This window comes from Sphingopyxis sp. CCNWLW2 (assembly GCF_037095755.1).
In the GTDB taxonomy this organism is placed as follows: domain Bacteria; phylum Pseudomonadota; class Alphaproteobacteria; order Sphingomonadales; family Sphingomonadaceae; genus Sphingopyxis.
Map to the genome: position 1 here is coordinate 816664 of NZ_JBAWKJ010000003.1, position 24661 is coordinate 841324.

Consider the following 24661-nt stretch of genomic DNA (forward strand, 5'->3'; position numbering starts at 1 on the left):
AGGGGGACAGGATGCGATTTTTACTGATGGCGGCCATCGCCGCGCTGCCTTGGTCCTCGGCTGCGTTGGCGCAGGGCGCGACCGCCTCCGAAGACGAGCTGCGCTTTGCCGTGCCGGACAGTATTTCGTCCGAAGCGACGGCGCTCCTGACCGCAGGGCTTGCTGCACAGCGCAAGACGCGCCCGGATCGCCTTGCGATGGGGCATGACTTCGTACAGGCGCGCGCGCTGGCCGAGCGGGGCGCCGACGACCGCATGACCGCTGCTGCGGCGCGCTACGAAGTCACGGTGACCTCAGCAGAACTCGGCGGCGTGCCGGTGCTGCGCGTCAGTCCGAAGAACGTCGCGAAGGGCAGACGCATCCTCCTTTATGTCCATGGCGGCGGCTGGACGACGGGTTCGGCGAAATCGAGTTTCCGCAGCGCCGCGATCTATGCGGCGGCGACCGGTCTCGAAGTCGTTTCGGTTGATTATGTGCTCGCGCCCGCACAGGATTTTCGCGGCGTAACCGGACAGGTCGCGACGGTGTACCGCGCTCTTCTCGCAGACGGGCACAAGGCATCGCAGATCGGCCTTTATGGCGATAGCGCAGGCGGCAATATCATCCTCGGCACGACGCTGCGCCTGCGCGACGAAGGCCAGCCTCTGCCCGCGGCAATCGTCGCGCTGTCGCCTTGCACCGACCTTGGCGGGGCGGGCGACAGCCGGCTGACGCTTGCCGATGCCGATCCGGTGCTTGACAGCGCCGAGATGCTGAAAGCGGTGCGTTTCGCCTATGCCGGCAGGAATCCGGAGGTGGCGATGCACGATCCTTGGGCGTCGCCGGTGCGCGGCGACTATAGCCGGCCTTTCCCGCCGGCCCTGATTCAGGGCGGGACGCGCGAATTGTTGCTCAGCGACTTCGTGCGTCAGTATCAGGTCATGCGCGGTGCAGGTCGCGAGGTCGTGCTCGACCTTTATGAAGGCATGCCGCACGTCTTCATGGGCTTCCTCGCCGACGCGCCCGAAGGGAAGCAGGCGATTGCGATCGCGCGCGATTTCCTGCTGGCGCGGCTCGCGAAAGATTGAGAGGGGTCGAGGTGACGGGACCGACGCCCGAGCAATTGCTCGCCCAAATGACGCTTATCGAAAAGGTCGGCCAGCTCAGCCTCTATTCGGCCGACGTGCAGTGGACCGGCAATCTGGTGAACCCCGAACTCCGCTTCGAGGCGCCTGAAAAGCGCCTCGACGACATTCGGGCGGGGAAGGTCGCCGGCATCTTCAACCTGCCCGGTGAGGCGCAGGTGCGGCGGCTGCAACGCATCGCGGTCGAGGAATCGCGGCTCGGTATTCCGCTCCTGTTCGGCGCCGACGTGATTCACGGCTTTCGCACCGCTTTTCCCGTCCCACTGGCCGAAGCCGCGAGTTTCGAGCCCGAGCTTGCGTGTCGCACCGCCGCGGCGTCGGCCGCCGAAGCCGCCGCCGAAGGCGTCCACTGGACCTTCGCGCCCGGCGCCGACATCTGCCGCGACGCACGCTGGGGACGTGCAATCGAAAGCTATGGCGAGGACCCCTTTCTGGCATCGGCCTTCGCTGCGGCGCGCGTGCGCGGATTCCAGGGCGACGATCTCGCCGATCCGCGCCGGCTGATGGCGACGGTCAAGCATTTTGCGGCTTATGGTGCGGCCGAGGCTGGTCTCGACTATAATACCGCCGAGCTGTCGGCGACGACGCTCGCCGAAGTCTATTTGCCGCCCTATCACTCCGCGCTCGCGGCAGGTGCCCGTTCGGTCATGACCGCGTTCAACGATATCGACGGCGTGCCGTGCAGCGCCAATCCCGATCTGCTCACCGGCCTGTTGCGCGAAAATTGGGGGTTCGAGGGCTTCACCGTCTCGGACTATAATTCGGACCGCGAGATAATCACGCATGGCCTCGCAGAAACCCCGCGTGAGGCAGCGCGGCTCTGCTTCCTCGCCGGGCTCGACATGTGCATGGCGAGCGGGCTTTACGCCGACCATCTTGCCGAACTCGTCGATGCGGCGGAGGTGCCCATCGAAATGCTCGATCAGGCGGTGCTCCGCGTGCTGCGCGCGAAGCAGGCGCTCGGGCTGTTCGACGATCCCTATCGAGGACTTGCCGCGGGGAGCGATCGGGGTGAGACGAGGATGCTGGCGCGCGAGGCTGCCCGGCGCTGTCCGGTTTTGCTCCGTAATGAAGGCGGTGTCCTTCCGTTGAAGCGCGGGCTGAAAATCGCGCTCATCGGTCCGTTTGCATGCGACAAGGCGCATCTGAACGGGGCTTGGGCGGTTTTTGCCGACAGCGACGATTCGCAAAGCCTCGCCGACGGGCTCCTTGCCGCAAGCGAGCCGGATTATATGCGGATTGAAGCGGGCTGCGAGATCGAAGGACCGCTCAAGGGTGGCATCGCCGCAGCGACCCGCGCGGCCGAATGGGCCGATGTCGTGATCCTTGCGCTGGGCGAGGGGCAGCATATGTCCGCCGAATCGCGTTCGCGCACCGATCCTGCGGTCCCCGTTATGCAGATGGAACTTGCGCGCGCGATGCGCCGCACCGGTAAGCCGCTGGTCACGCTCCTCCGCGCAGGGCGGCCGCTGGTGGTTCCCGAACTTGTGACGCTGTCCGACGCGCTGCTTGTTACCTGGTTTCTCGGCGCCGAAACCGGCGGTGCGGTCGCCGACCTGCTGTTTGGCCGTGCCTCGCCGAGCGGCCGCTTGCCGATGAGTTTTCCGCGCCATGTAGGACAACTGCCACTCTATTATGCGCGCAAGGCGACCGGCCGCCCGCCGACTGATCCGCCGATCGACCCGCCGCCGCCTTTTACCGCGCGCTACATCGATACGGCACCCGGCCCCCTCTTTCCCTTCGGTTTCGGCCTTGGGTACGGTCACGCGACCTATGGCCCGGTCCGGCTCGACAGCGATCGCCTGGCGTGGAACGGTGAGATCGCCGCATCGTGCATTGTCAGCGAGACGCGGGGCAGGACGATTGACGAGACCGCGCAGCTCTATATCCGCGACATCGCATCGAATCCGGTACGGCCGGTGCGCGAGCTGAAAGGGTTTCGCAAGGAGCCGATTGCCGCAGGCGGGATGGCGAAGGTCGGCTTTGTGATCTCCCGTGACCTGCTTGCGCGTGCCGACGGAACGGTGGAACCGGGGGCGTTCGACCTGTGGATCGCACCGCATGCCGAAGCTGGAGTGCCCGTGCGCTTCGTGCTGGAGGCGCCGCGATGACCGGGCGGCTCGGCTGGAAACGCACTATCGCCTTCGGCTCGGGCGATTTCGCGTTTAACCTCTATTGGCAGAGCCTGACGCTCTACCTCCTTTTCTATTATACTGAGGCCGTAGGCCTCTCCGCCGCGTCCGCGGGGCTGATTTATATGGTCGCGTCGATATGGGACGGGATCGTCGATCCGTTGATCGGCGCAGCGGCCGACCGGACGCGCACGCGGTGGGGGCGGTACCGGCCGTGGCTGCTGCTGGGTGCGGTGCCGCTCGCGCTCGGTTTCGGTCTGCTCTACTGGCCCGCGCCGCTCCAGGGCGGAGCGCTGGTCGCGGCGGCGATGGCTGCGCACCTTCTGTTCCGTAGTCTCTACGCCGCGGTCAATGTCCCCTATATCGCATTGACTGCACGGATCACGCGCAGCTCGGCAGATCGGGCGAACATCGCCGGTGCGCGGCTCGTGTTCAGTACGATCGCGGGAGTGATCGTCGCGCTCGTAACCCCGCGGGTCGCAACATGGGTAACCGGTAGCGCCGACGGCGCGCAGGGCTATTTCGTCGCCGCCGCGATTTTTGCCTTTCTCGCAACGCCGATCCTGTTTTTCGTCTTCTCGACGACGCGCGAGGACGAAGGCGCCGCCGCCCCCGCCGACGATGTCCCGTTGCTCGGAAACTGGCGCATTCTGTTCGCCAATCGCGCCTTCTGGACGCTGGTGATGGCGAGCGCGTTGTTCATCGCCTGCTACACCGCCTTCGCCAAGTCGATCCTCTATTATTTCAAATATGTTCTCGATGCACCCGACGCGGGACCGACCGCGCTGGCGCTGGGCGGGGTCACTGGGCTCGCCATCATCCCCGCGTGGATGTTCGCGGCGCGCCGGATCGCCAAGCGAACCATCTGGCTCATGAGCTGCGTAATCTTCGGAAGCGGTCTCGTCGCGCTTGGGGTCTTTCGGTTCGACAGCGTGGGACAGATGAATCTGTTCGTCGTCTTCATGCAGCTGGGGTTTCAGGGTATCGTCTTCGCCTATTGGGGAATGCTGCCCGACACGGTCGAATATGGTGAGTGGAAGAACGGCCTGCGTCGTGAAGGTTCGTTGTTCGGCGTCGCTTTGCTATTCCAGAAGGTGGCGCTTGGCCTCGGCGCCGGATTGTTCGGCGTTGCGCTCGACAGCGTCGGCTTTGCCGCGAACCAGCATCAATCTGCCGCGACGATCGACGGCATGCGTGCGATCATGGTGCTCATCCCGCTCTTCGGTGTCCTCGCGTCGGCGGCGCTGATGGCCCTCAACCCCCTCCGGCGTGGTGTCCACGAACGCATCGTCGCCGAAATTGCGGGTCGCAGTACGGGAGAGATCGCGAAATGATCCGCGAAACTGCAATCGCATTGATGGCGTCGCTCGCGCTCGCCGCGCCGCCCGCAGTTGCCCAATCCGCCGACCCGATGCGCGAAGATTTCGCCAGCCCACCGCACGAAGCTCGTCCCTGGGTGTGGTGGCATTGGCTTGACGGCAATGTGACGCGCGAGGGGATCAACCGCGATCTCGAATGGTTCGAGCGGATCGGCATTGGCGGCTTCCAGCTTTTCGACGTCGCGCAGCCGGGAGTGCCCAAGGTCGTCGACCACCGGCTGATTTACATGCGCCCCGACTGGCAGGGCGCGTTTCGCCACGCGATCGCCGAGGGCCGCCGGCGCGGCATGGAGGCGGGGATCGCCTCCTCGCCCGGCTGGAGCGAAACCGGCGGCCCCTGGGTCACGCCCGAAGCCGCAATGAAGAAGCTGGTGTGGAGCGAAACGCTCGTCGAAGGTGGCCGACGTTTCGCCGGCCGCCTTGCACCGCCGCCTGCGGTGGCTGGCCCCTTTCAGGATATCGCGCGGGATCAAGCGGCGAAGGCGACAGCGTCCTTCTATCGTGATGTAGCGGTGCTTGCGTGGCGCGTCCCCGCCGATGCGGGCCCCTTACCTGCAGCGAAAATTAGTGCGAGCGGCGGGACGCTCGATGCCGCGCTGCTGACCGGGTCGGCACTCGATCGTGCACCGGGCGCGGTGCTGCCACTGGCGCAGGCATCGCCGCAATGGGTCCGGTTCGACTATGACCGGCCGCAGACGATCCGTTCGGTTGTTGTCGGGTTGACGCGGCCGGGACTGTTCGATGTCGCGCCGATTGCCACGCTGGAGGCGAGCGAAGACGGTGCGGCCTTTCGCGCCGTTCGCGATCTGCCGCTCTCAACCTTCCACCAGAATACGGTCTCCTTTCCCGCGGTGACCGCACGCGCCTTCCGCGTGACCTTCCGGCCGCCGACCAGGATCGGCACCATCTGGCGCCGCATCCTCAACCTGCGCGCGCCGGGCATCGCCAACAACCGCTACGATCAGCCGCCGCCGGTGCAGGACATCCGTCTCCAGCGCCTCGCGCTGCTTCCCGACGCGCGCGTTACGCGCTTTGAGGACAAGGCCGGTTTCGCTACCGCGCCGGACTATTATGCACTAGCCACGCCCGAGGCTGATGCCGGATCGATCGTGCCGGCCGCGGGCGTCATCGACCTCACCGCGCGGCTGACGCCCGACGGCAGCCTCGACTGGACCCCGCCGCGCGGCCGCTGGCAGGTGCTGCGCCTCGGCGCGTCGCTGACCGGTGCCGTCAATGCCCCAGCCCCGACCGAGGCGACAGGGTATGAGGTCGACAAACTCGATGCCGGCGCGGTCGCGGCGTATATGGATCGCTATCTCGACACCTATCGTGCGACGCTGCCGCCTGAACTGCTCGGCGCGCGCGGCGTCACCACGATTCTCAACGACAGCATCGAGGCGGGCAGCCAGAACTGGACGCGGGCGATGATCGATGCGTTCAGGGCGCGCCGTGGCTATGATCCGACACCGTGGCTCCCGGCGCTCACGGGCCGTATTGTCGACAGTGCAGAAGCGAGCGATCGCTTCCTCTGGGACTATCGCACGACGATTGCCGAACTGCTTGCCGCCAATCATTACGGCCAGGTCGCGATGAGTGCGCGTTCCGCTGGATTGCGCGTGCGGGCCGAGGCGCTTGAGGATCATCGCCCGATTCTCGGCGACGATATGGCGATGCGTGCGCACGCCGATGAACCGGCGGGGGCGATCTGGGCACCCAATCAGAAAAGCGGCATCGATCCGACGTCGATCGCCGACCTGCAGGGCGCCGCCTCGGTCGCGCATCTCTATGGCCGCGATGCGGTTGCAGCCGAAGCCTTCACTTCGGCGCTCGCGCCGTGGGCGGGCTCGCCGAGGTCATTGAAGCGCGTCGCCGATACCGCCTTCGCGCTCGGCGTTACCCGGCTGATGCTCCACAGCAGCGTCCATCAGCCGGTCGAAGGAAAGCCGCCGGGGCTGACGCTCGGTATCTTCGGCCAATATTTCAACCGCAACGAGACCTGGGCCGGGCAGGCGCGCGCGTGGATCGACTATCTCGCGCGCTCGCAATATCTGCTCCGTCAGGGGCAATATGTCGCCGACATTGCCTATTTTCACGGCGAAGAGGCGCCGCTCACGGGGCTCTATGGCGAGCATGAGGTCGGCGATATCCCCGCGGGGCACGGCTTCGACTTCGTCAACGCCGGCGCGCTCGTCAATTTGCTGCGCGTCGAGGACGGACGGCTCGTCACACCCTCCGGCATGGAATATCGCTTGCTGCAACTCGGCGGCACATCGTCGGAAATGACTTTGCCAACGCTCCGCCATATCGCCGCCCTCGTCGACGCGGGTGCAACGGTGGTCGGCAAGCGACCGGTCGGCTCGCCGAGCCTCGCCGACGATCGCGCCGACTATGACCGTCTCGTCGCCAGCCTGTGGTGCGAGGGGCGCGTGCTCGACATCGCGGCGGCGGAAGCCTTGAAGCGCCTGGGCGTTGGGCCCGACTGGCAGGTGACGGGCGAACCGCTGCCCCTCCGCGTGCTCCACCGGACGATGAAGGACCGCGATATTTATTTCCTGGCGAGCGGTTCGCGCAGTGCCGCCCGGACCGAGATCGCCTTTCGTGTGATCGGCCGCGCTCCCGAACTATGGGATGCCGACAGCGGTGCAGTGACGCCGCTGCCATACCGTGTCGAGGATGGCCGGACGATCGTCCCGCTCGTTTTCGATCCCGACGGGTCCGCCTTTGTCATTTTCCGCGAAGGTGCGGGCGCGGCGCCGAAATCGGCGACACGCGAGGAACTGCTGCTCGACCTTTCGAAAGGGTGGACGCTTTCTTTCCAGCCCGAACGCGGGGGCCCCGACGCCTCCGTCCTTGCCGATGCTGCCTCATGGAGCGAAAGCAGCGACCCGCGCATCCGCTATTTCTCGGGCACCGGCAGCTATAGCCGCGACGTGACGCTCGACCGGCACCAACTCGCCGGCAAGCGTTTGTTGCTCGACCTTGGCGAGGTGGGCGAAATCGTCGATGTCGTTGTCAACGGCCGGACCCTCCGCACCTTGTGGAAGCCTCCCTATCGTCTCGATATTTCAGCGGCGCTAGTGCCGGGGGCAAATCGTATCGAGCTCAGGGTCACAAATCTCTGGGTAAACCGGCTGATCGGCGATGCCCGGCCCGGCGTCGACAAGCGCACCGCGACCGCGATTGCCACCTATCGTCCCGATGCGCCGCTGCTACCTTCGGGGCTGATCGGACCAGTCCGGCTGATCGCGCTGCGCCAGGATCTTCGCTATTCAGATGGATAATGACTTGATGCCGCGGCAAACTGCGGGCACCGGAGAGGCCGATCATCCAAAGAGGAGCGAGTTTTGAATCAGCGTGTGCGGCAGAAGGAAACCACCAAGGCGAGTATCCTCGAGGCGGCGCTGCACGAATTTTCGACGCACGGCTTCGAGGGGACGGCAACCCGCGATATTGCCGGGCGAGCGGGAGTCCATCACGCGCTGATCAAATATCACTTCCAGAACAAAGATATGCTCTGGCGCGAGGCCGTGACGTTCCTTTTCGATCGCCAGCTCGGCGAAATCGCGCACTCGCCACAACTCGAAAATTATACCGACAAGAAGGAATATGCCCGCGACATGCTGCGCCAGCGCGTCCATTATTGGGCACAGCATCCCGAACATGCGCGGCTGATGGTGCAGGAAAGTTGCCGCGATACCGAACGCTTCCGCTGGATGGTCGACACGTTCATCGTCCGCACCAGCCGCTCGTCGGGCGCCTTTGTCCAATGGCTGCAGGATGAGGGGCTGGTGCCCCCGGCGTCGCTGCCGGCGCTCGTTTATATCCTCGTCGGCGCGGCGCAGCTTTTCTACACGCTTGCACCCGAAGTACAACGCGTCTGGGGCGTCGATCCGACCAATTCTGCCGCAATCGAGGCTCATGTCGACGCGCTGGTGCGACTTGTGATCAGATAGCCTGGGGGTTTTGCAGGCCATGCCGTCCCATACATGGCCTCGGCGCGACGCCTGTTCGTGCGGGGTGCCTGCTCATTCCTCTGTCCTAGCGTCGGCTGCCACCGCGAAGTTTCTGCTCATAGATGCGGACCCTTTCTTCGAGCCGCCGGTCGGCGGATGCCTTGCCGAATTTCCGGGCCCGCGATTATTTTCGGGCATCAGCGAACGCCGATAGGCTCTGCTGGCGACAGCGCGGCTTGGCATGGCCTTTTTGTCGCTATCGCTCCTGTGCTTCATGACTTGCGAATGCGTATAGGATCCCACGCCGTCGACCATCGGCAAGGAGGCTCCTGCAGATCCCGGGATCATCAACAAACCGCTGGTGAGGTGCGTGAATGATTGCAGCCTTTCAAAGCCTGAAAAGACAGCCGACTCAGTCGGCACCGGCTTTGCCGTTTCCTGCCGACCGACCGCTGGCAGCTTCGTGGGCCTCCATCGGCTGGTAGTTTTCGAGCGTGTAGCCTTGGGATGTGTTGGCGATGAGCGTCCGCCCGCGGCATTCATAGCCATATTCCTCCCAACTGGCCCGCCATTCGATTTGCCCCCAGTCGTGTCGGGCCCCGCCGTTCGAGTATCAGATCTGGGCGCCATAGCGCGCGCTGGCCTTGCCGGACCGCTCGATTCCATTGATCCTGCGTTCGACCGTCACGATACGGCGAATGCCTTCGGCATCTCTCGTGAGCGGTGCTTCGATCTTGATGTCCTGGGCGGCGCTGTCCTTGAGAAAGGCAAGGCAGACTCTGAAGCTCTCCATCGTCTGCTGCCGTTCGGGCGACGAGACCGTGCCGCTCGCCGCAACCATCGAAGCGCTGCACGGCAGCATGGCCGCGAAGCTTCCGGTCAGGGGGAGGATATGTCGACGCGAACAGGGCTGTTCCGGACTCGGCACCGCCCCTCAAGCTCGACGTCGCCACCTTCGGTCGCAAGATAGGACCCGCGCAACGGGATATTCTCTCCGTCCTCGGCGCTCGATGTCGCGAACGCCAGTCGCGCCCTTGGCTGAGTGCGCAGTGCGAAACCGAAGGATGGGCCAAGCTCGGAGGAGGGCGCCTCGATCGTGGCGCTTTTGAAGTACGTCCGGCCATCGGCACGCGTGTGGATATAGGGGATGGATTTTCCGACGATCAGGCCGGTTTGCGCGGGAAACAGGAAGACATAGTCGCCCGCCGGATAAGGCTCGGGCCGCCGCTTCTCGCGGCGGGTCGCAGCGACGGTGCAATCGTAGCGCTGGCTGACCTCGACATTTTCGGGGAAGGCGGGAGCCGCGGCTACGGCTGCGATCGTCAACAATAGACTCATCTTCTGCCCTCGCTCTAGGACGGGAAAATTCTGTGCGGCGGCGCGCGGCAGCGAACTGGCCGCGAGTGCAAAACCCGGGTAGCCGCAACAGCCCCTGCATCACTATCCCGGCTCTTCCGGATTCGATGTGACGGCGGTCACTGAACCGGCGGTCGATGGCATTCATGGCTGCGGAGAGGCGAGGATACGGCGTCCCCTGCCGGAGCCAGCAACGGATCACCGCTTCAGGCAAAGGAGTTGTCCCGATGATCTGGAATTTCGCGTCTCTGGTTGCAATCGCTCTTTCTGGCCTTGCCGATCCGCAAGACCCGCCTGCTCCTGCCGTAACACCGGACCGGATTTCTTATGCGGGGGCCGGCAATGGCTGGACCGGCGGGCGCACCGAATGGTGGATCGATCGTTCGGGGCGTGGCTCCTACCGTACGACCATCGACCACAAGGCGAGCGGCAGGTTCGACGCGGGACCGCAGGGCTTCGAACGCATCCGGGCGATATTGCAGCCGCTTGAGGGCGTGCGTGAACTGCCTTGCGATGGGGCGGTCACCGATCAGGGGATGGGCGTGCTCAGTTGGCGAGGCGGCGGGCAGGAAGCCAGGTTGCATTTCGATTTCGGCTGCAATTTTCGCCAGCCCAACGCCGCCCGCCAGCGGCTGGGCGAGGCGAGCGAACATATGCAGCTATGGGCGCGGGCAAGATGATTAACGGTTCATTGCCCGAACGGTCTTGACGGCCATATCCTGCCTTCTTCGAGGCAATGGTGCTTCTGGCCGTCGTGGTCTGGCTTGGCATCGGTCTCGAAAGCAACGTCCGCCTTTGACGGCGTAGAGTTGAAAGCCGTCAGTCCGCTTCCGGCCAAGCCCGGCGGCGATGCACCAACGGCGCCGATGGGTAGCGTGTAATCGGGATATTGATGAGCCGTTGGCTCATCGTGCAAAAAGCAGGAAAGCGGCAAGCGCGGCGAGGAAGGCGCCGCGTGCGATCAGGCCGTTGCGCAGCGATTGACCTTCGAGATGGGATTGCAAGTCGGACGGGATCGGCATTGGCAGGGTTGCCGATACATCAGCTCCGCCCGTGTTGCCCACGGGAACCCAACCGGCAAGGTGGAAGGGGCCGGCTCCGATCAACCGGACGAGCTGCCCACGCGCTTCTCGGGTGTCCGACTGTCTGAGCGCGAGCCGCAACATGTGGAAATGTGTTTTCATATGCGAGACATACCAGCGCTGGCCGAGAATATGAGCCCGTTCCAGATGGTGCTTGGCAAGCGCAAGATCGCCTTTTGCCTCGGCCGATCGCGCATGGTCCATTTCGCTGGCAAAGGCGGCTTTGACGCTTGGTTTCATGGCAAACCTCCCCGTAGCTGCGACGCAGCGCCATCGCCGCCGTCACCTGTCTAGCGACCGTCCTTTGCGGACGGTGCATTGCGCATATCAGTTTAAACACCAGCCGGCAGAGGAAAACTCGCCCCGATATCTTTTAGTTTCTAGTGTCCGAGCAGGCAGATGAGATTCAGATGCCAGACGTCCCTTCGATGCTTGGTGGTCGCCAATTGGTCGGAAATTCGGACTCCCGCTTATGCACCTGAATCTAGCGCTGGGGTTTGCCGCCGCGGAGCTTTTGCTCATAGCTGCGTACCCTTCCTTCGAGCCAGCGGTCGGCGGGCGCCTTGCCAAATTTCCTGGCCCGGCGACTATGTTCGGGCATCAGCGAGCGCCGGTACGCCCTGCTCTTGGCGGCTCGGCTCGGCGTGGCTTTCTTGCCGCTATCGCTCCTGTGTTTCATGACCTGCGAATGCGTATAGGATCCCACGCCGTCGACCATCGGCAGGGAGGCGGCCGCGGACGCCGGGATCATCAGCAGGCTGGTGGCGAGACAAGAGGCAAGGAACAGGGGCTTCATCGAATATCTCCTCCATCGGGAGCCGCTACAATGGCGGCGGCAACCGGCCTTCGCGGGCTGGCGCCGACCGCAATATTTCGCACTGCTTCGAAAATCTGTGATTGCGATCATAGATTGGCCTTGATCGTGATTTAATAATCCGAACAGTGACATGGCTGTCGCGTAGGCCGGCCGCGCACCGAATTTGCAGCGATGCTGCCCAATCGAGGAGTCCTTATGTTTTCCCTGTTCCCGGTGGCGCTTTCCCTTGCTGCTGCCACGGCCGCCACGGGCGGCGCTACCTTCTGCAAGCCGGCGGAGACGCCCGTTTTCTCGTGCGAGCTCGGCAAGAAACGCGTGTCGGTTTGCGCGAGCGATCGGCTTTTGACCTATCGTTACGGGACGCCGGGCAAGGTCCCCGAAATGCAGATCAGCAGCAACGGCAAGGACGGCCGCGTTCACAGCGACGTCGTCGTTGGCGGCGGTGGCGGTCAGCAGACCAGCCTGCGCTTCAGCAACGGAAATACACATTACATCATATTCAGCGGATATGCCGGCAGTCTGACCGACAGTCCGGGCAAGCAATGGTCGGGCCTCGATGTGCTGAAAGGCACCACCTCGACGAGCAACCGGCAGTGCGGCGCCAGGAATCTCGTTCCGCTTACCTCTTCCGGCGTCCCGACCTTCGTTCCGGCGGACGAGGAAAATGGCCCGTTCAGCGGCTGGCGTTGAGCCGCATGAAACTTCAACGGCACCGGGCCCCGAGCGCTCCCGCGCGGACAATCGGAATATGACATGAAAGCAGCCTTTTGTTTGTTGCCGCCGGCATGCATCGCAGCGGCCATTTTCCTGATGCCCGGGACCGCCGCGGCACAGAGCAGCTATCCCTGCAACGGATCGCCGGGTGAAAGGCAGGTCGGAATGGCTGGTGGCTCGCCCGGTCTCGCGCCCTTCCCGATCTGCGTCGCGGGTCCGGCTTCCGGCGGGAGCGGATCGGGTTACGGGGCGAGCGTCGCCGCGGCATCGTCCTACGATCCGGTCCTCGACGCGATGGTACGCGATATAATGGCGCGGCAGAAGTTGCTCGCCGCCGAGCAGGCACGCGCTGCCGCGATCGACGAGAAGATGGCGCGCGACCCCGCGTTCAGGCGAATGCATCTCGGTGCATGGGATTTCTTTCAGGCTGACCCAGGAGCGAAACCGGGTGAAACCTGCACGGCGGTCTGGATGAAACAGGGCGAGTTGGTCACCATCTCGGGCCCCGGACCCGATTATGACGGAGGCATGCTGACCTTCTGGAGCAACGATATCCCGCAGCCCGCCGACATGCGGACGATCACGGTCACGATGAAACAATCGCGCTATCCCGCCCAGACGGTAAAGGCGGTCAACTATACGATGCCGGGTCAGGCATTCGGCGCCATCTCGCTGACCGTGCCCGACATCGACAAGGCGATCGATACGATGCTCGATGTCGAGCAGTTCGAGATACTGGTCGACGGCAAGCGCGTGTCCGATATCGGGTGGAGCGGTGGAAACGGCGCGCGCGATCGGCTGCGCGAATGTATTCATCCCGGTTAAACAAAGGGGCTATCGCCGAGTGATGGCCGGCAGGCGGCACCGGCCTACATCTTGGGCAACCGCTTGTCGGCCCGGCATGTCTTGAGCGGCAGCGGGGATCCCGAGGCTATGCGGACGACCCGCCGGCTTTTCTTGTCCACCTGCATGTCGAGGCAGGTACAAGAGTAACCGTATCCGCGGCGATCGACGACCGAGCTTCCACGCCCCATGGCCGGCAGCCGTGCCTCATCCGCGTCCGATATCTGGTAACCACCTTGCTCGCCAACTATCCATCGCCCGTCGCGATCGAAAAAATAGCTATTGCCCGGCGACGGATTGGAGAGCCAGCCGCATCGCTTCTGGGCAGTTTCCTGCCGCGCCGCTGCCGGCAAAACGGAGCCGAGGCAGAGGACAGAGACTATGCAGGCGGTCAAGGGGAGTGTGATTTTCATAACGACGGTCTTTCGTATGCGGGTTCGTCCCGCGTGAATTATCGGTTCATTCCGCGGCCGAAAAGGCAATGGGTTCAATCGGCGCCTTAGTTACCGCTGACTTTCCGCCGTTTCGCCAGCTTCCATCGGCTGGTAGCTTTCGAGCGTATAGCCTTGGGACGTGTTGATGATGAGCATCCGCCCGCGGCATTTATAGTCATGTTCTTCCCAACTCGCCCGCCATTCGATTTGGCCGAGATCCGGGCGTGGCCTGCCGTTCGAATACCACACCCGCGCTCCATAGTGCGCACTGGCCTTGCCCGATCGCTCGATGCCATCCGTCCTCCGTTCGATCGTGACGATACGACGATTGCCTTCGGCATCTCCGCTGAGCGGTGCTTCACTCTTGCTGTCTTGGGCGGCGCTGTCCTCGAGATAGGCGAGGCAGGCGTCGAAGCTCTCCATCGTCTGCTGCCGTTCGGGCGACGAGACGGTGCCGCTCGCCGCAACCATTGAAGCGCTGCACAGCAGCATGGCCGCGAAGCTACCGGTCAGCATATGGATCTTGGGCATAATTATTTCCTCATCGGGCCGGCCGATCAGAATCACCGGTAGGCCGTGCTTTTTTCCGGAATACCGGTAAGAGAATGCTATCCCAGCCTTTCTGGATGCAATGTGATGACCGTCACTGAGCCCGCGCTCGAGACCGTTCATGGCTATGGAGAAGGTATGTGGCATCGCTCGCCGGCGTTTCGCAGGAACCTGCAACCCGTCGCCGGTCAAGGCAAAGAAGTTGTCCCGATGATCTGGAATCTTGCATCGCTCACCGCAATCGCTCTGGCAGGCCTTGCCGGTCCGCAAGACCCGGTCCCGGGCGTTTCGGGCGCTGACACGCCCGACCGGATTTCCTATGCGGGAACCGGCAATGGCTGGACCGGCGGACGCACCGAATGGTGGATCGATCGGTCGGGGCGCGGATCCTATCGAACGACGATCCGACAAACGATGGATGGCAGTTTTGACGCCGGACCGCGGGGTTTCGAGCGCATCCGGGCGATATTGCAGCCGCTCGAGAGCATGCGCGAACTGCCTTGCGACGGCGCAGTCACCGACCAGGGGGGCGGCGTGCTCAACTGGCGACGAGCCGGTAGGGACACGATATTACGCTTCGATTTCGGCTGCAATTTCAGGCAGCCTGACGCCGCTCGCGAGCGACTCGGCGAGGCGAGCGAACAGGTGAAGGATTGGGCACGGTCGAAATGACGGGTGGTTCACCGTGCTAGCGGTTTGACGGGCACAATCTGACTTTTTTCTTCTGGGCATCGTCGCAGTTTGGCTTGCCACTGCCTCGCAAAACAATGTCCGCTTATTCCGACGCGAAGCCGAAAGCCGTCAGGCAGCAAGCGGCCATTAGCCGCGGTAACGCGCCTCTGACAGATCAAGTTCACGGATCAGCTTTCGGGCCACCTCACTACCGATTGCGCGAGTGCGGGCGAGTTCCACGAGCGCCTCGCGCTCGGCACTGACACCTACAAGCTGGAAGTCCCGGACAAGCTGTTCCTCCTCCCGGCGCGCTTCAGAAAGACCTTGGCTACGGCTCTCGATGCGTTCGCGGTAAAAATCCATGACGCGCGTGCCTGCGGCCGCGTAGATATCAGCTTCGCCGCGCTCCTCGGCGAGCGCGTGCTGGCGCCGCTCGATCGCGCGAATCGCGGACTCGGCTGTCGCCACGCGGGCGGCATCCTCCTCGGCTTGCTTGGATGGCTCGGGAGGCATTACCAGCCCCTTCAGCAACAGCGGCAGCGCGACGCTGGCCAGGAGCAGCGATACGATGATGACACCCGCAGCGAGGAAGATCGCGAGATCGCGAGCAGGAAAGGCCGTGCCGTCGTCGAGTGCCAGCGGCAAGGTCAGGACGCCGGCCAGCGTGATCGCTCCGCGCACGCCGGCGAACGACATGGCGGCGACCAGCCGCCAGTCGGGACTCTGCAGTTCGTCATGTCTATCGCGTTTGCGCAGGATGGTGAGCCGCAGCGAAACCCATACCCAGGCGAAGCGCAGCGCCGCCAGCCCTGCGACGATCGCGATAACATAGACCCCGAGCCACCAAGGGGTGCTGTGTCCGGTCAACGCCACCGTTTTATTCGCGCCCGCGAGGATCGCGGGCAATTGCTCGCCGAGCAGCACGAAGATGATACCATTGAGGGTGAACTGGATGGTGTCCCAAACCGAGTTGCGCCTCATACGCGTGACGGCCATTGCCTGGCGCGAAATTTCGGCAAAGGTCATCGTGACCCCGGCGCTCACCGCAGCGAGGATGCCCGAGGCATGGACATGTTCGGCGAGCAGATAGGAGCCGAACGGGATCAGCAGGCTCACGAGAATCTGCGAGCCAGTGTCCTCGCCCCAACGTCTTGTTACCCAAGCCTTCGCGCGCGTCACCGCCAGCGTCACCGCGATACCGATCGCCAGCCCGATCCCGGCGACCCAGAGGAAGTTGAGCGCCGCGGCGCCCGCGGAAAAGGTGCCGGTGAGCGCTGCGGCGATCGCGAAGCGAAGGCAGACGAGGCCTGACGCATCGTTCAGGAGCGATTCGCCTTCAAGGATGTGCATCATTCGTTTCGGGATCGGCACACGCGCCGCGATGGAGGAGACGGCGATCGGGTCGGTTGGCGATACGACGGCGGCAAGTGCGAATGCGACGGCCATCGGCATCGCCGGGATCATCCAGTGGATGAACAGGCCCATGCCGATGACCGTCATCAGTACGAGGCCGAGCGCAAGTTCGACCACGGTCGAGACGTCCTTCAGCAGCTCATCCTTTGGGATGCGCCAGCCGTCGAGGAACAGCAGCGGCGGCAGGAAGAGCAGCAGGAACAGTTCGGGGTCCAGTTCGACCCTGTAGGGAGTGGACAGGCCGATGGCCGCCCCGAGGAGAATTTGCACGAGCGGCGTCGGCAAGGATATCGGCAGCATCCGCGATATCGCTCCGCTGACGACAACAGCCAACAGCAGAAAGAGTACGATCGATACCGTATCCAAGAACCATCTCCATTTCGCGGGGTTTGGCCATTTTAGAGGGCGGGGCTGGCGCGGCGCAACCCTGGACGGAAGCAGGCCGATTCTGGCATTTCCGAGAGCAGGTCTACCGCTGAAATGGGCCTGTCCATTATCGCCGAGATTGTCCGCTACCCTGTACACCAAGTACCATCAGCCCTCTCTCTCGCCTCCATGGCGGCGGAAAGTTCCTGTTTTCCATGTCAATAAGGCATTGTGGGAATAGCAGTCGGGAACAGGTCTCGGAAAAGCGAAACCCACGGCCCTCCGCCAGTGCGACCGGCGTGATCGGATTCTCTTCATATGTTCCCGGTCGGGAGAGGCATGTGGCAGCGAATTAAGTACGCTTGGTCCTCTCGTAGTAGTTGTTCCGCCTTCATTGGAACGGCAGTTGTCTAACCGCAGGCCCACGCCGGCGAGATGCGCGGCGTATTCATCTGCGGACATTCAATTTGTCCGCGGTGGATGTCGTTGTCTCTAGGGATTGACCATTGGAAAAGGGGAACGGTCGCCGACCGCGCCCCTTCTCCTCACCTGAGCTTAGCCCTTACAGGGGCCGATGTTGGCGCTGGTGACCTGCATCTGCATTTCCAAGTCGCCGCCACCCATCGGCGACTTGCCCTTCGAGATGACAAGAACGTCGGTCTTCATGGCGCCGAGGGTTCCTGCGAGGGCGAGTTCAACCTTTTGCGCGCCTTGTGTGCATGTCCCCGCAACGTCGATCTTGCCGTCGCCGATCTGATTCTTGCTCCAGGTGCAGGCCTCGCGATAGCCTTTCGACAGCGCACCGGCGACATCCTCCTTGTCTGCCTGTTCCTGCGTGAGGCACTGTTCGGTGCCGCTGGCGGCCGCGAACTGCTTCGACATCTGGTCCTTCACATTATCGGGAACGCCCGGCATCTCGAACTTGACCAGCTTGACGTCGGTCTTCCAGTTCCCGCCTTCGCGCTTCACCGTCCCGGTCGGCGCAGCCACCGTATCGTTGCTCTTGCCGCAGCCGCCCAACACCAGCACTGCGTACAGCGCGGCGACCGTCAAAAACTTCTTCATGCTTCGATATTCCTTCGACTGTTGCTCTTGGGTCCCCCGGGAGGTCGCAAACGCTTCACGCCCCAAGCGATTGCGAGCGGGCATGAATCAAGAATTCAACGGGATGCACCTAAGCCACGTATCGGCGCAGGCGTCGGCACACACCCTTTAAAGATAACGCATCCACCATTTCGAACTTTTACGCTTGCGCGGCGCGAACCAGCGGCATGCGAACCAGCAGGGGACCGCGACCGCTACCGCGAGCAGCCAAATCCAGCCGACTCCAGGAACGCTGACAAATCCTGCATCGCCCGCCGGCCAGACCATCGACGCAAGCCGGTTGAGCAGATGCAGCATATAGAGGTGGAGGATGTAGAAAAAGAGTGGGACCGATCCGAAGGTGACGAGGATCGCGCGCACAGACCCGGCAAGCCGCTCGAACGCCACCAGCAGAATGGCGCCTGCTCCCAGCGTCAGCAAGAGGAAGTCTGCCGAGGGCGGGTATTTTGTCAGGTTGAGGAAGCTCATCGCGCTATGCACCGCATCGCTGCCGACCGACCAGGGGAGCGGCTCGCCGTAGATGTTCACGATGCGCAGCACCATGAACAAGGACAGTGCGGCTGCCCCCAGAACGATCAACCGTCGGCGACGGATCGAAGGGGCGACCTCGCCGCGGAACCACGGGCCGATCGCATAACCGAGCGCGATGACGCCGATCCATGGGAGGAGAGGGTAGGAGGTGCGCGCGGTGCCGCCCCACGGCAGCGCGATATGACCGCGCTCGTGCAGGATTGCCCAGAGGGCGTTGCCCCAGCTTCCATCCTCGAACGCGATCCCGTCGAGGAGATTATGACCGAGGATGATCGCGAGGCCGACGGCGATCAGCGCGGCGCGCGGCAGATGCAGGAGCGCCGCCAGCGTGATCATCGACAGGCCGATCGCCCAGATCACCTGCAGGAAGACGGTCGCGGGAGTGAGGTCGAAGGTCCAAGCAAAGTTGATCACCGTCCATTCCAGCGCGACGAGGAACAGCCCGCGATTGAACAGGAAGGCCGAGGCGGCGTTCGGGCTTCCCTTGGCATCGCCATAGAGGAACGCCGCGAGCCCGGTCAGCGCGACGAAGACGGGCGCGCACAGATGCGCGGCGAGCCGTGTCGCGAACAGGGCGGGCGAGGTCGCCGCGACATCCATCGGATCGCTGACCTGTGCATGCAGGAAGAAAAACTCGCGCGTGTGATCGACCAGCATCAGCAGGATCACGAGACCGCGCAGCGCGTCGATCGATTCGATGCGGGACCGGGAAAGGAAGGGGGCGGGCGCCGCAAGGGGGGCCGGGGGAGCGGCGGTTGACAAGGCGATATTCATTTCGCAATGGGTAATGATACATCATAACAAAATAGGCAAGCCCTTGTCCCTCTCCCAACTCGCGGCCTCGGCTGCTCTCGCCGCTGCTGCGCCCGCTACGTCAGCGCTCGTGGAAGATTCCGGTCCTCGGGCGCCCGATGCCGAAGCGAGCGAAATCGTCGTCATCGGCACGCGAAGCGGTCGCGTTGACCGGACGCTGTCTTCGGATACCGCGACCGAGCGCATGTCGCCGTCGAGCCGGTCGCTTGAGCGCGATCTCCTGAGCGCGGCTGCAGTCTCCCGTCTTTCAGACGCGCTCGAACTGGTGAGTGGGGTCAGCAACCAGAATAACCGCGGTGGCTTTCTCGACAATTTCGCGATCCGCGGATTTCTGGGTACACCCGATGGCGGCGCCGAATATTATGTCGACGGCTTCCTCGCCAACCGCGGGATGGGGCCGCCGCGCGACCCGGCAACGGCCGAGCGCATCGAGGTGCTCAAAGGGCCGGCGGGCGCTCTGTTCGGCGACATCGATCCGGCAGGCCGCGTCAACATCGTCTCGAAGACGCCGCGCTTCGTGCCGTCGGCCAGCGCGATCCTCACCTATGGCTCGTTCGATACCAGGCGGATCGAACTCGACGTGACCGGACCGCTGTCGGACCAGCTTGCCGCGCGGATCGTGGTGGCGACCGAGGACAGCGACGGCTGGCGCGATCATGTCACGCTGAAGCGGCGCGTCGTGGCGCCGTCGCTGACCTGGGAGCCGGCTGCGGGCATCCGGCTGACCTATGTGGGCGAGATCACCCATTTCGATGCGCCCTTCGATCGCGGCATCCCGGCGCTGAACGGCGACGCCAATGCGCTCCCGGCCTCGCGCTACTACGGCGAGCCCGGCGACGGTACGACGCGCTTTCGTAACAACCGGCACCAGCTCACCGGCCTTACCCACCTCGGCAGCGGCTGGGCGCTGAATGGCGGCATCGCGTGGCGCACGGGATCGCTCAAGGGCTTTTCGTCCGACCAGTCGCGTCTTGTCGACGGGCGGACCTTGTGGCGCCAGCGGCGCCAGCGCGACTTCGTCGTCGACGATCTCTCGGCGCGCATCGAAATTGCCGGTGAACTTGGTCGCCATCGCCTGAGCTTCGGCGCGAAAGGCTATCGTCTCGACTATCAGGAACATTGGCTGCGCCGCAATCCGTCGGCGGAAAACCCGCACAGCATCGATATCTTCGATCCCGTTTACGGCAGCAGCGCCGCGCCGCTGCTGCCCTTCACCCAGAACCACGAGCGCCGCTGGTCGGGGACCCTCTATCTGCAGGATATGTGGGACGCGACCGATCGGTTGACGCTGTCGGGCGGGGTCCGTTTCGATGCTTATCGCCAGCGCATATTGAACGAGCGGACGGGCGCGATCGCCCAGGCGGTCGGCGAGCCGCTCAACTTCCGCATCGGCGGCCGTTATCGGGTGAACGACGTCTTTGCCCTCCATGCTAATTGGGGCGAAAGCTATATTCTGAATTCGGGCACCAGCCGGGAACTCGAGAGCTTCGCGCCCGAACGCGGCAAGGGATATGAATTGGGCATCACCGCGGCATGGCCGGGTATCGATGTGGCGGCGACCTGGTTCGACATTTCGAAATCGGGGATTTTGACGAACGATCCCGTCGATCACAATTATCTGGCGCCGGTTGGCCGGCTCACCAGTCGCGGCATCGAACTCGACGCGGCGATCAAGCTCGGCGGCCGCTGGCAGATCGTGGCAAATTATGCCTGGACGAAGGCGCGGGCCGACGATGCGGCCTTCGCGACCGACGCGGTGCTGAATGTGCCGGAACATGCAGGGTCGATGTTCGTGTCGGCGCGTTTTGCGGGCGCCAAGGATCGCGACCTGACGCTGAGCGCCGGCATTGCCTATATCGGCCCGCGGGCAGGGGCGATCGAAACGAGCGGCCTTGTCCTGCCGGGATATCTGAAGGCGAAGCTCGGCGCTGATTACCGCCTGTCGAGGTACGCCTCGGTCCGGCTCGCTGCCGACAATCTGTTCGATGCGCGTTATGCGCAAAGCTCTTACAGTCCGGTCTGGATATTTCCCGGCGCGCCGCGGACGGTGAAAGCTTCGCTCGAACTTCGATACTGAACAGCCGGTGGCCCGGCATAAGCCGGCCCCCCCCCTGCGTCCTTGACCGTCTGGACGGCGCTCATTTGTCGGCAGCGCAAGGGAAGCTATCGGCCAGCCCCTCGATCACCAGCGTCGATGCGTTCCCTTTGAGCCGCTCCGGCGGAACAGTGCGAAGATATGCGTAGACGCGATCGGTAAGCTCATGGGGAAGGATCGATCCCGCCCCGCACCAGCTACTCGCGCTCGTCGCATCCGCTACGCCGGCTATGTAGGCGGCGCCTTTGGCTGCTGCCTTGGTATCGTCAGCGTAGCCTGCCAAAGCGCCCGAATCCGGCCGTCTTTCCAGCGCGCTGATAAGTTCGCTTCCGCTGACGCTCCAGGTCCGAACCACATCATTTGGGCCGGTTTTTGCCGAAGAAACCTCAGCATGGAAAGCTGAAGACAGAAAAGCCGCAAGGACCAGCGCCAGGCATGAAAATGTTGCTTTCATCTTCTTACTCCATCGATCGGGCAGCGGCAGATTGAACGCGTCCCTTGTCATTCAGCCCCCGCAGCCGCCGCACCCGCCGCATCCACCCCCGCCGCCGCCACAGCCGCCGCCGCCATCGCTCGAGCCGTTGCTGTCGGTACGCATCTGATGAAAATCGGTGAGGTTCGAACCAGCGAGCACGGCGGTGCCGAAAAGCGCCACGGCAAGGGGAATTTCATCCGGCATCGGGGCGCGGCGGAGACGCTCGGCACGCGCTTGTGCGTCCTTGATCGTCGCGATGCCGTTCCGGGTTCGCTTTTCCAGCGTGAACCAGCGCAGCAGCGTGAGAAAGGCGGTCAGAATCATCAACGCCGTCAGAAAGCCGGTCGGATGATCGAGTGCGTTGCCGTAGCGCCAGCGCGACAGGCCAAGCGCGATGAGGAGCAGATAGGGCAGCGTCTGGCAAAGGCGGATCAGGATAACACGCGGCCGCCGCATGAGCAGCCCCTCGGCGATCAGGCTTTTGCGGACGTTCTCGGCGCTGGCGCGAAGCGCATGGTCGATCGCGCTCCAGTCGGTCGGCGAGGGGAGGGCAAGGATCGCCGCTTCACCGGGGCCGTGTAGGCCATTCGTGCCCTGGATTGCGACTTTTCGGTCCGCTGTTATCGCGATCGCATCTGCGGTCATAAGCCGCGTCGCGACAAGCTCGGCATAACGCTCGCGCCCGCCTGCCAGATAGGCGACCTGTTCGTCCGGGAGAGATCGGGCTTCCCGGCCGCGGGCGCGGAGAGAATGCGGAATGGCAAAGCCGAGATAGATGACGGCCATGAGAAGCATGGCATAAAGCGCGAGGAACTCGCTGCCGCTCCAGCTTGCGTGGCTGAACATTGTCATAAGACGACACTCCCGAACCATAGGCCAACACCGACGAGAAGGCAGGCTGCAATGATGGATGCCCCGCGGAGCGCGCTTCGCGGCAGCACGACCCCATCGCGCGGATGGACGCGGCGCGCGCGGGGATCGTCGATCAGACGCCGCGCCGCATCGGGCCAGATATCGTCCGGCGGCGGCGCGCCGAAAACCTGTTCGTATCGATGCAGCGTCCGGGCATATTGGTCGAAGAAGCGGGAGCGTTCATCGCTGCCGCCGGCGGTTGGGCCGTGGTGCAAGGGACGGCCGAGCACCTTGGGGCAAAATCGCTCCCAATAGTCGCGCGTATAGGTGAGGTGAAGGTGCCAGACCTGATCGACGGCGTCGGAAGGCGTCAGCTCGGCGTCGCTCGTAGCGGCGAGGAAGCAGAAACACCGATACTCGTCGAACACGCGTGCGGCGTATGCTTCGGCCCAGCCATTCTCGCGCACGAGGCGCGCCGTGAACGTCAGATCCGCTTTCTCGGGGCCGACCTCATAGGACCGAAGCGCGTGCCACACCGGATGGTCCGGGCTGATCGGTCGGGCGTGATCCGGCGCTGGCATCAGAACTGAAATATATCATGGGCTTGCGCGTGCATAAAGCGAATTTGGAAGGACGGCGCGAGCGGGACCAGTCGCCCGCGCCGTCCGGCCGGTGCCGCGCATGGTGGGGGTAGCGCGACATCGATCGATCAATCTATATGTCGTCCCCGATATCGCTGGAGCTTGGTGATGCGAAGCCCGGGAAGTCCGGAGCGATCGAGCGAGCGCCGCCACGAGCCGATTTCTTCATTGCTGAGCCTGTATCTGTCGCACGCCTCCTCGAGACTGAGCAATCCGCCGTCGATCGCAGCCAGGACCTCGGCCTTTCGGCGGCTGACCCAATAGGTCGTGCCGGACGACGGCAGATCGTCGATCGTCAATGGCCCGAGAGGACCCATGACCGCCGTCGGCCTCGTATCATATTCGAGCACGCGAACTCTCCGATCGCGCGGCTTTCGCCGCTTAGTGCCCCCCAACGGAAGTCTGCTCAAAATGCCTTAACAAATTCTTTCGGTGACGCGATCTGATCGCCTGCGGCGCGGAGCAATGTCCACCGCGCCACAGCCGGCGCCAGGAGCAGATTGAAACCTTCCGGACGACCCAAGGCTCCATCTTAGCCAAGGCCTTTTACGCGTGCTTGACGTTGGCGGCCACCAATTGCCTGAAGTCGTCGATCTGTGCTGGCGTGAGGACGCGCTTAGGCAGCATGTTAAACACGCGCGCGCCTTGATAAAGGAGGATCACCTTGCTGTCTTCCGTCCATTTGAGATAGTCGTTCCAAGGAACATTCCAGTCGCCCTGCTGTGCCTTGCTCCTAAAACCTTCCTCAGACCATGAAACCGTCATCGGGTGCTGAAGACTTTTCTGGTCTGCATAGGCCTTGCGAGCAAACACGGCAGCGCCCAAATAATATTGGTAGAGCGGTATTGTGACCACCACCGCCACGCACATGAAGAAGAGTGCAATGAAAGGCGCATCGGGGAATCGCAGCGCCAACGTGAAGAGCGAGCCAAGCAGCAAAGCAACGAACATCAGCCAGCAAACGAGCGCCCAGCGCGAGGTTGAATATTTCAGTATGAACAGCTTGTTGGCAGCAACATAGTCGTCGGCGGTCAAAGTGAAGGTGACGCTGCGGCTCATATCTCTCATTGCCTATCTGGTAAGTTTCCATACCTGTCGCATAATTCCCCAAACCTGCGATACATTTGCTGTCGCACTATGTCCGGTTTGCAGCACCGCGATCAAGCCAATGAACCTCTTCAATCGCTCGAATGCAGCCGTAGGGGCTCGGCCCGTTATCCAACGTCTGCTTGTCGCGATTTGCCGCCGGAAGCGGACAGGCTGCTAACGGCCAGAATTTGCCATCCTGCCATCAGGAGCCGCGTATCTACGAAGGT

24 protein-coding genes are annotated in these 24661 nt (G+C 63.5%); 10 read left to right on the forward strand and 14 right to left on the reverse strand.

From position 1 onward, the window contains the following. Window positions 1-11: 11 nt before the first annotated feature. The 5 genes from V8J55_RS21225 to V8J55_RS21245 all read left to right on the forward strand — a co-directional run bounded on the left by V8J55_RS21225 (window position 12) and on the right by V8J55_RS21245 (window position 8588). Window positions 12-1067, forward strand: coding sequence for an alpha/beta hydrolase (locus V8J55_RS21225; RefSeq protein WP_336447548.1), 1056 nt, complete (start codon window positions 12-14; stop codon window positions 1065-1067). 11 nt (window positions 1068-1078) lie between these two features. Further along, the gene (locus V8J55_RS21230; protein ID WP_336447549.1) at window positions 1079-3235 is read left to right on the forward strand and encodes a glycoside hydrolase family 3 N-terminal domain-containing protein; all 2157 of its coding nucleotides are present in this window, start codon (window positions 1079-1081) and stop codon (window positions 3233-3235) included. Next, window positions 3232-4590: an MFS transporter gene (locus tag V8J55_RS21235; RefSeq protein ID WP_336447550.1), complete on the forward strand. Its 1359-nt coding sequence runs from the start codon at window positions 3232-3234 to the stop codon at window positions 4588-4590. Before V8J55_RS21230 ends, V8J55_RS21235 begins: the two co-directional genes overlap by 4 nt. Further along, the gene (locus tag V8J55_RS21240; protein WP_336447551.1) at window positions 4587-7916 is read left to right on the forward strand and encodes a glycosyl hydrolase; all 3330 of its coding nucleotides are present in this window, start codon (window positions 4587-4589) and stop codon (window positions 7914-7916) included. The genes V8J55_RS21235 and V8J55_RS21240 overlap by 4 nt, the downstream gene beginning before the upstream one ends. 63 nt (window positions 7917-7979) lie before the next feature. Further along, window positions 7980-8588, forward strand: a complete 609-nt coding sequence (locus tag V8J55_RS21245; RefSeq protein WP_336447552.1) for a TetR/AcrR family transcriptional regulator — start codon at window positions 7980-7982, stop codon at window positions 8586-8588. A 613-nt stretch (window positions 8589-9201) separates the two neighbouring features. On the opposite strand, the gene V8J55_RS21250 is transcribed toward V8J55_RS21245, so the two are convergent. Both V8J55_RS21250 and V8J55_RS21255 read right to left on the reverse strand, forming a co-directional pair. Beyond that, window positions 9202-9429 (reverse strand): hypothetical protein, encoded by a 228-nt coding sequence (locus V8J55_RS21250; RefSeq protein ID WP_336447553.1) that lies wholly within the window; start codon window positions 9427-9429, stop codon window positions 9202-9204. Window positions 9430-9467: 38 nt separating this feature from the next. Next, complete coding sequence (locus tag V8J55_RS21255) at window positions 9468-9926, reverse strand: hypothetical protein (protein WP_336447554.1); 459 nt, start codon at window positions 9924-9926, stop codon at window positions 9468-9470. A gap of 245 nt (window positions 9927-10171) precedes the next feature. On the opposite strand from V8J55_RS21255, the gene V8J55_RS21260 reads away from it, so the two are divergent. Continuing rightward, entirely contained in the window at window positions 10172-10624 is a 453-nt protein-coding gene (locus V8J55_RS21260) for a hypothetical protein (protein ID WP_336447555.1), read from the forward strand. Between the two features lie 225 nt (window positions 10625-10849). Here the strand turns inward: V8J55_RS21260 and V8J55_RS21265 are convergent, their stop codons facing one another. Continuing rightward, window positions 10850-11266, reverse strand: a complete 417-nt coding sequence (locus V8J55_RS21265; RefSeq protein WP_336447556.1) for a DUF3703 domain-containing protein — start codon at window positions 11264-11266, stop codon at window positions 10850-10852. 244 nt (window positions 11267-11510) lie between these two features. Further along, a complete protein-coding gene (locus V8J55_RS21270; protein WP_336447557.1) occupies window positions 11511-11822 on the reverse strand; it encodes a hypothetical protein in 312 nt (103 codons plus the stop codon). A 216-nt stretch (window positions 11823-12038) separates the two neighbouring features. On the opposite strand from V8J55_RS21270, the gene V8J55_RS21275 reads away from it, so the two are divergent. Together V8J55_RS21275 and V8J55_RS21280 are read left to right on the forward strand one after the other, a co-directional pair. Then, entirely contained in the window at window positions 12039-12533 is a 495-nt protein-coding gene (locus V8J55_RS21275; protein ID WP_336447558.1) for a hypothetical protein, read from the forward strand. 189 nt (window positions 12534-12722) lie between these two features. Then, complete coding sequence (locus V8J55_RS21280; RefSeq protein ID WP_336447559.1) at window positions 12723-13382, forward strand: hypothetical protein; 660 nt, start codon at window positions 12723-12725, stop codon at window positions 13380-13382. Between the two features lie 44 nt (window positions 13383-13426). On the opposite strand, the gene V8J55_RS21285 is transcribed toward V8J55_RS21280, so the two are convergent. Both V8J55_RS21285 and V8J55_RS21290 read right to left on the reverse strand, forming a co-directional pair. Next, window positions 13427-13813, reverse strand: coding sequence for a DUF4087 domain-containing protein (locus V8J55_RS21285; protein ID WP_336447560.1), 387 nt, complete (start codon window positions 13811-13813; stop codon window positions 13427-13429). A gap of 90 nt (window positions 13814-13903) precedes the next feature. Next, window positions 13904-14530: a hypothetical protein gene (locus tag V8J55_RS21290; protein ID WP_336447561.1), complete on the reverse strand. Its 627-nt coding sequence runs from the start codon at window positions 14528-14530 to the stop codon at window positions 13904-13906. 63 nt (window positions 14531-14593) lie between these two features. Here V8J55_RS21290 and V8J55_RS21295 point away from each other — a divergent pair, with 63 nt between their 5' ends. Beyond that, window positions 14594-15055 (forward strand): hypothetical protein, encoded by a 462-nt coding sequence (locus V8J55_RS21295; RefSeq protein ID WP_336447562.1) that lies wholly within the window; start codon window positions 14594-14596, stop codon window positions 15053-15055. Between the two features lie 147 nt (window positions 15056-15202). Here the strand turns inward: V8J55_RS21295 and V8J55_RS21300 are convergent, their stop codons facing one another. The 3 genes from V8J55_RS21300 to V8J55_RS21310 all read right to left on the reverse strand — a co-directional run bounded on the left by V8J55_RS21300 (window position 15203) and on the right by V8J55_RS21310 (window position 19231). Continuing rightward, window positions 15203-16834 carry a Na+/H+ antiporter gene (locus V8J55_RS21300; RefSeq protein WP_336447563.1) on the reverse strand — a complete coding sequence of 544 codons (1632 nt, stop codon included), beginning with the start codon at window positions 16832-16834 and terminating at the stop codon, window positions 15203-15205. Window positions 16835-17389: 555 nt separating this feature from the next. Further along, on the reverse strand, window positions 17390-17899 hold the full coding sequence (locus tag V8J55_RS21305) for a DUF3617 domain-containing protein (protein WP_336447564.1): 510 nt from the start codon (window positions 17897-17899) through the stop codon (window positions 17390-17392). A gap of 147 nt (window positions 17900-18046) precedes the next feature. Beyond that, a complete protein-coding gene (locus tag V8J55_RS21310; protein WP_336447565.1) occupies window positions 18047-19231 on the reverse strand; it encodes a DUF1624 domain-containing protein in 1185 nt (394 codons plus the stop codon). A 55-nt stretch (window positions 19232-19286) separates the two neighbouring features. Here V8J55_RS21310 and V8J55_RS21315 point away from each other — a divergent pair, with 55 nt between their 5' ends. Beyond that, complete coding sequence (locus V8J55_RS21315; RefSeq protein WP_336447566.1) at window positions 19287-21359, forward strand: TonB-dependent siderophore receptor; 2073 nt, start codon at window positions 19287-19289, stop codon at window positions 21357-21359. Between the two features lie 61 nt (window positions 21360-21420). Here the strand turns inward: V8J55_RS21315 and V8J55_RS21320 are convergent, their stop codons facing one another. The 5 genes from V8J55_RS21320 to V8J55_RS21340 form a co-directional block, all read right to left on the reverse strand. Beyond that, a complete protein-coding gene (locus tag V8J55_RS21320) occupies window positions 21421-21831 on the reverse strand; it encodes a Rap1a/Tai family immunity protein (protein WP_336447567.1) in 411 nt (136 codons plus the stop codon). Window positions 21832-21882: 51 nt separating this feature from the next. Continuing rightward, window positions 21883-22704, reverse strand: coding sequence for a TIGR04222 domain-containing membrane protein (locus V8J55_RS21325; RefSeq protein WP_336447568.1), 822 nt, complete (start codon window positions 22702-22704; stop codon window positions 21883-21885). Beyond that, window positions 22701-23171 carry a glycine-rich domain-containing protein gene (locus V8J55_RS21330; protein WP_336447569.1) on the reverse strand — a complete coding sequence of 157 codons (471 nt, stop codon included), beginning with the start codon at window positions 23169-23171 and terminating at the stop codon, window positions 22701-22703. The genes V8J55_RS21325 and V8J55_RS21330 overlap by 4 nt, the downstream gene beginning before the upstream one ends. A gap of 242 nt (window positions 23172-23413) precedes the next feature. Beyond that, complete coding sequence (sciP, locus tag V8J55_RS21335; protein ID WP_336447570.1) at window positions 23414-23695, reverse strand: CtrA inhibitor SciP; 282 nt, start codon at window positions 23693-23695, stop codon at window positions 23414-23416. A 196-nt stretch (window positions 23696-23891) separates the two neighbouring features. Next, entirely contained in the window at window positions 23892-24404 is a 513-nt protein-coding gene (locus V8J55_RS21340; RefSeq protein ID WP_336447571.1) for a YcxB family protein, read from the reverse strand. Window positions 24405-24661: the final 257 nt, after the last annotated feature.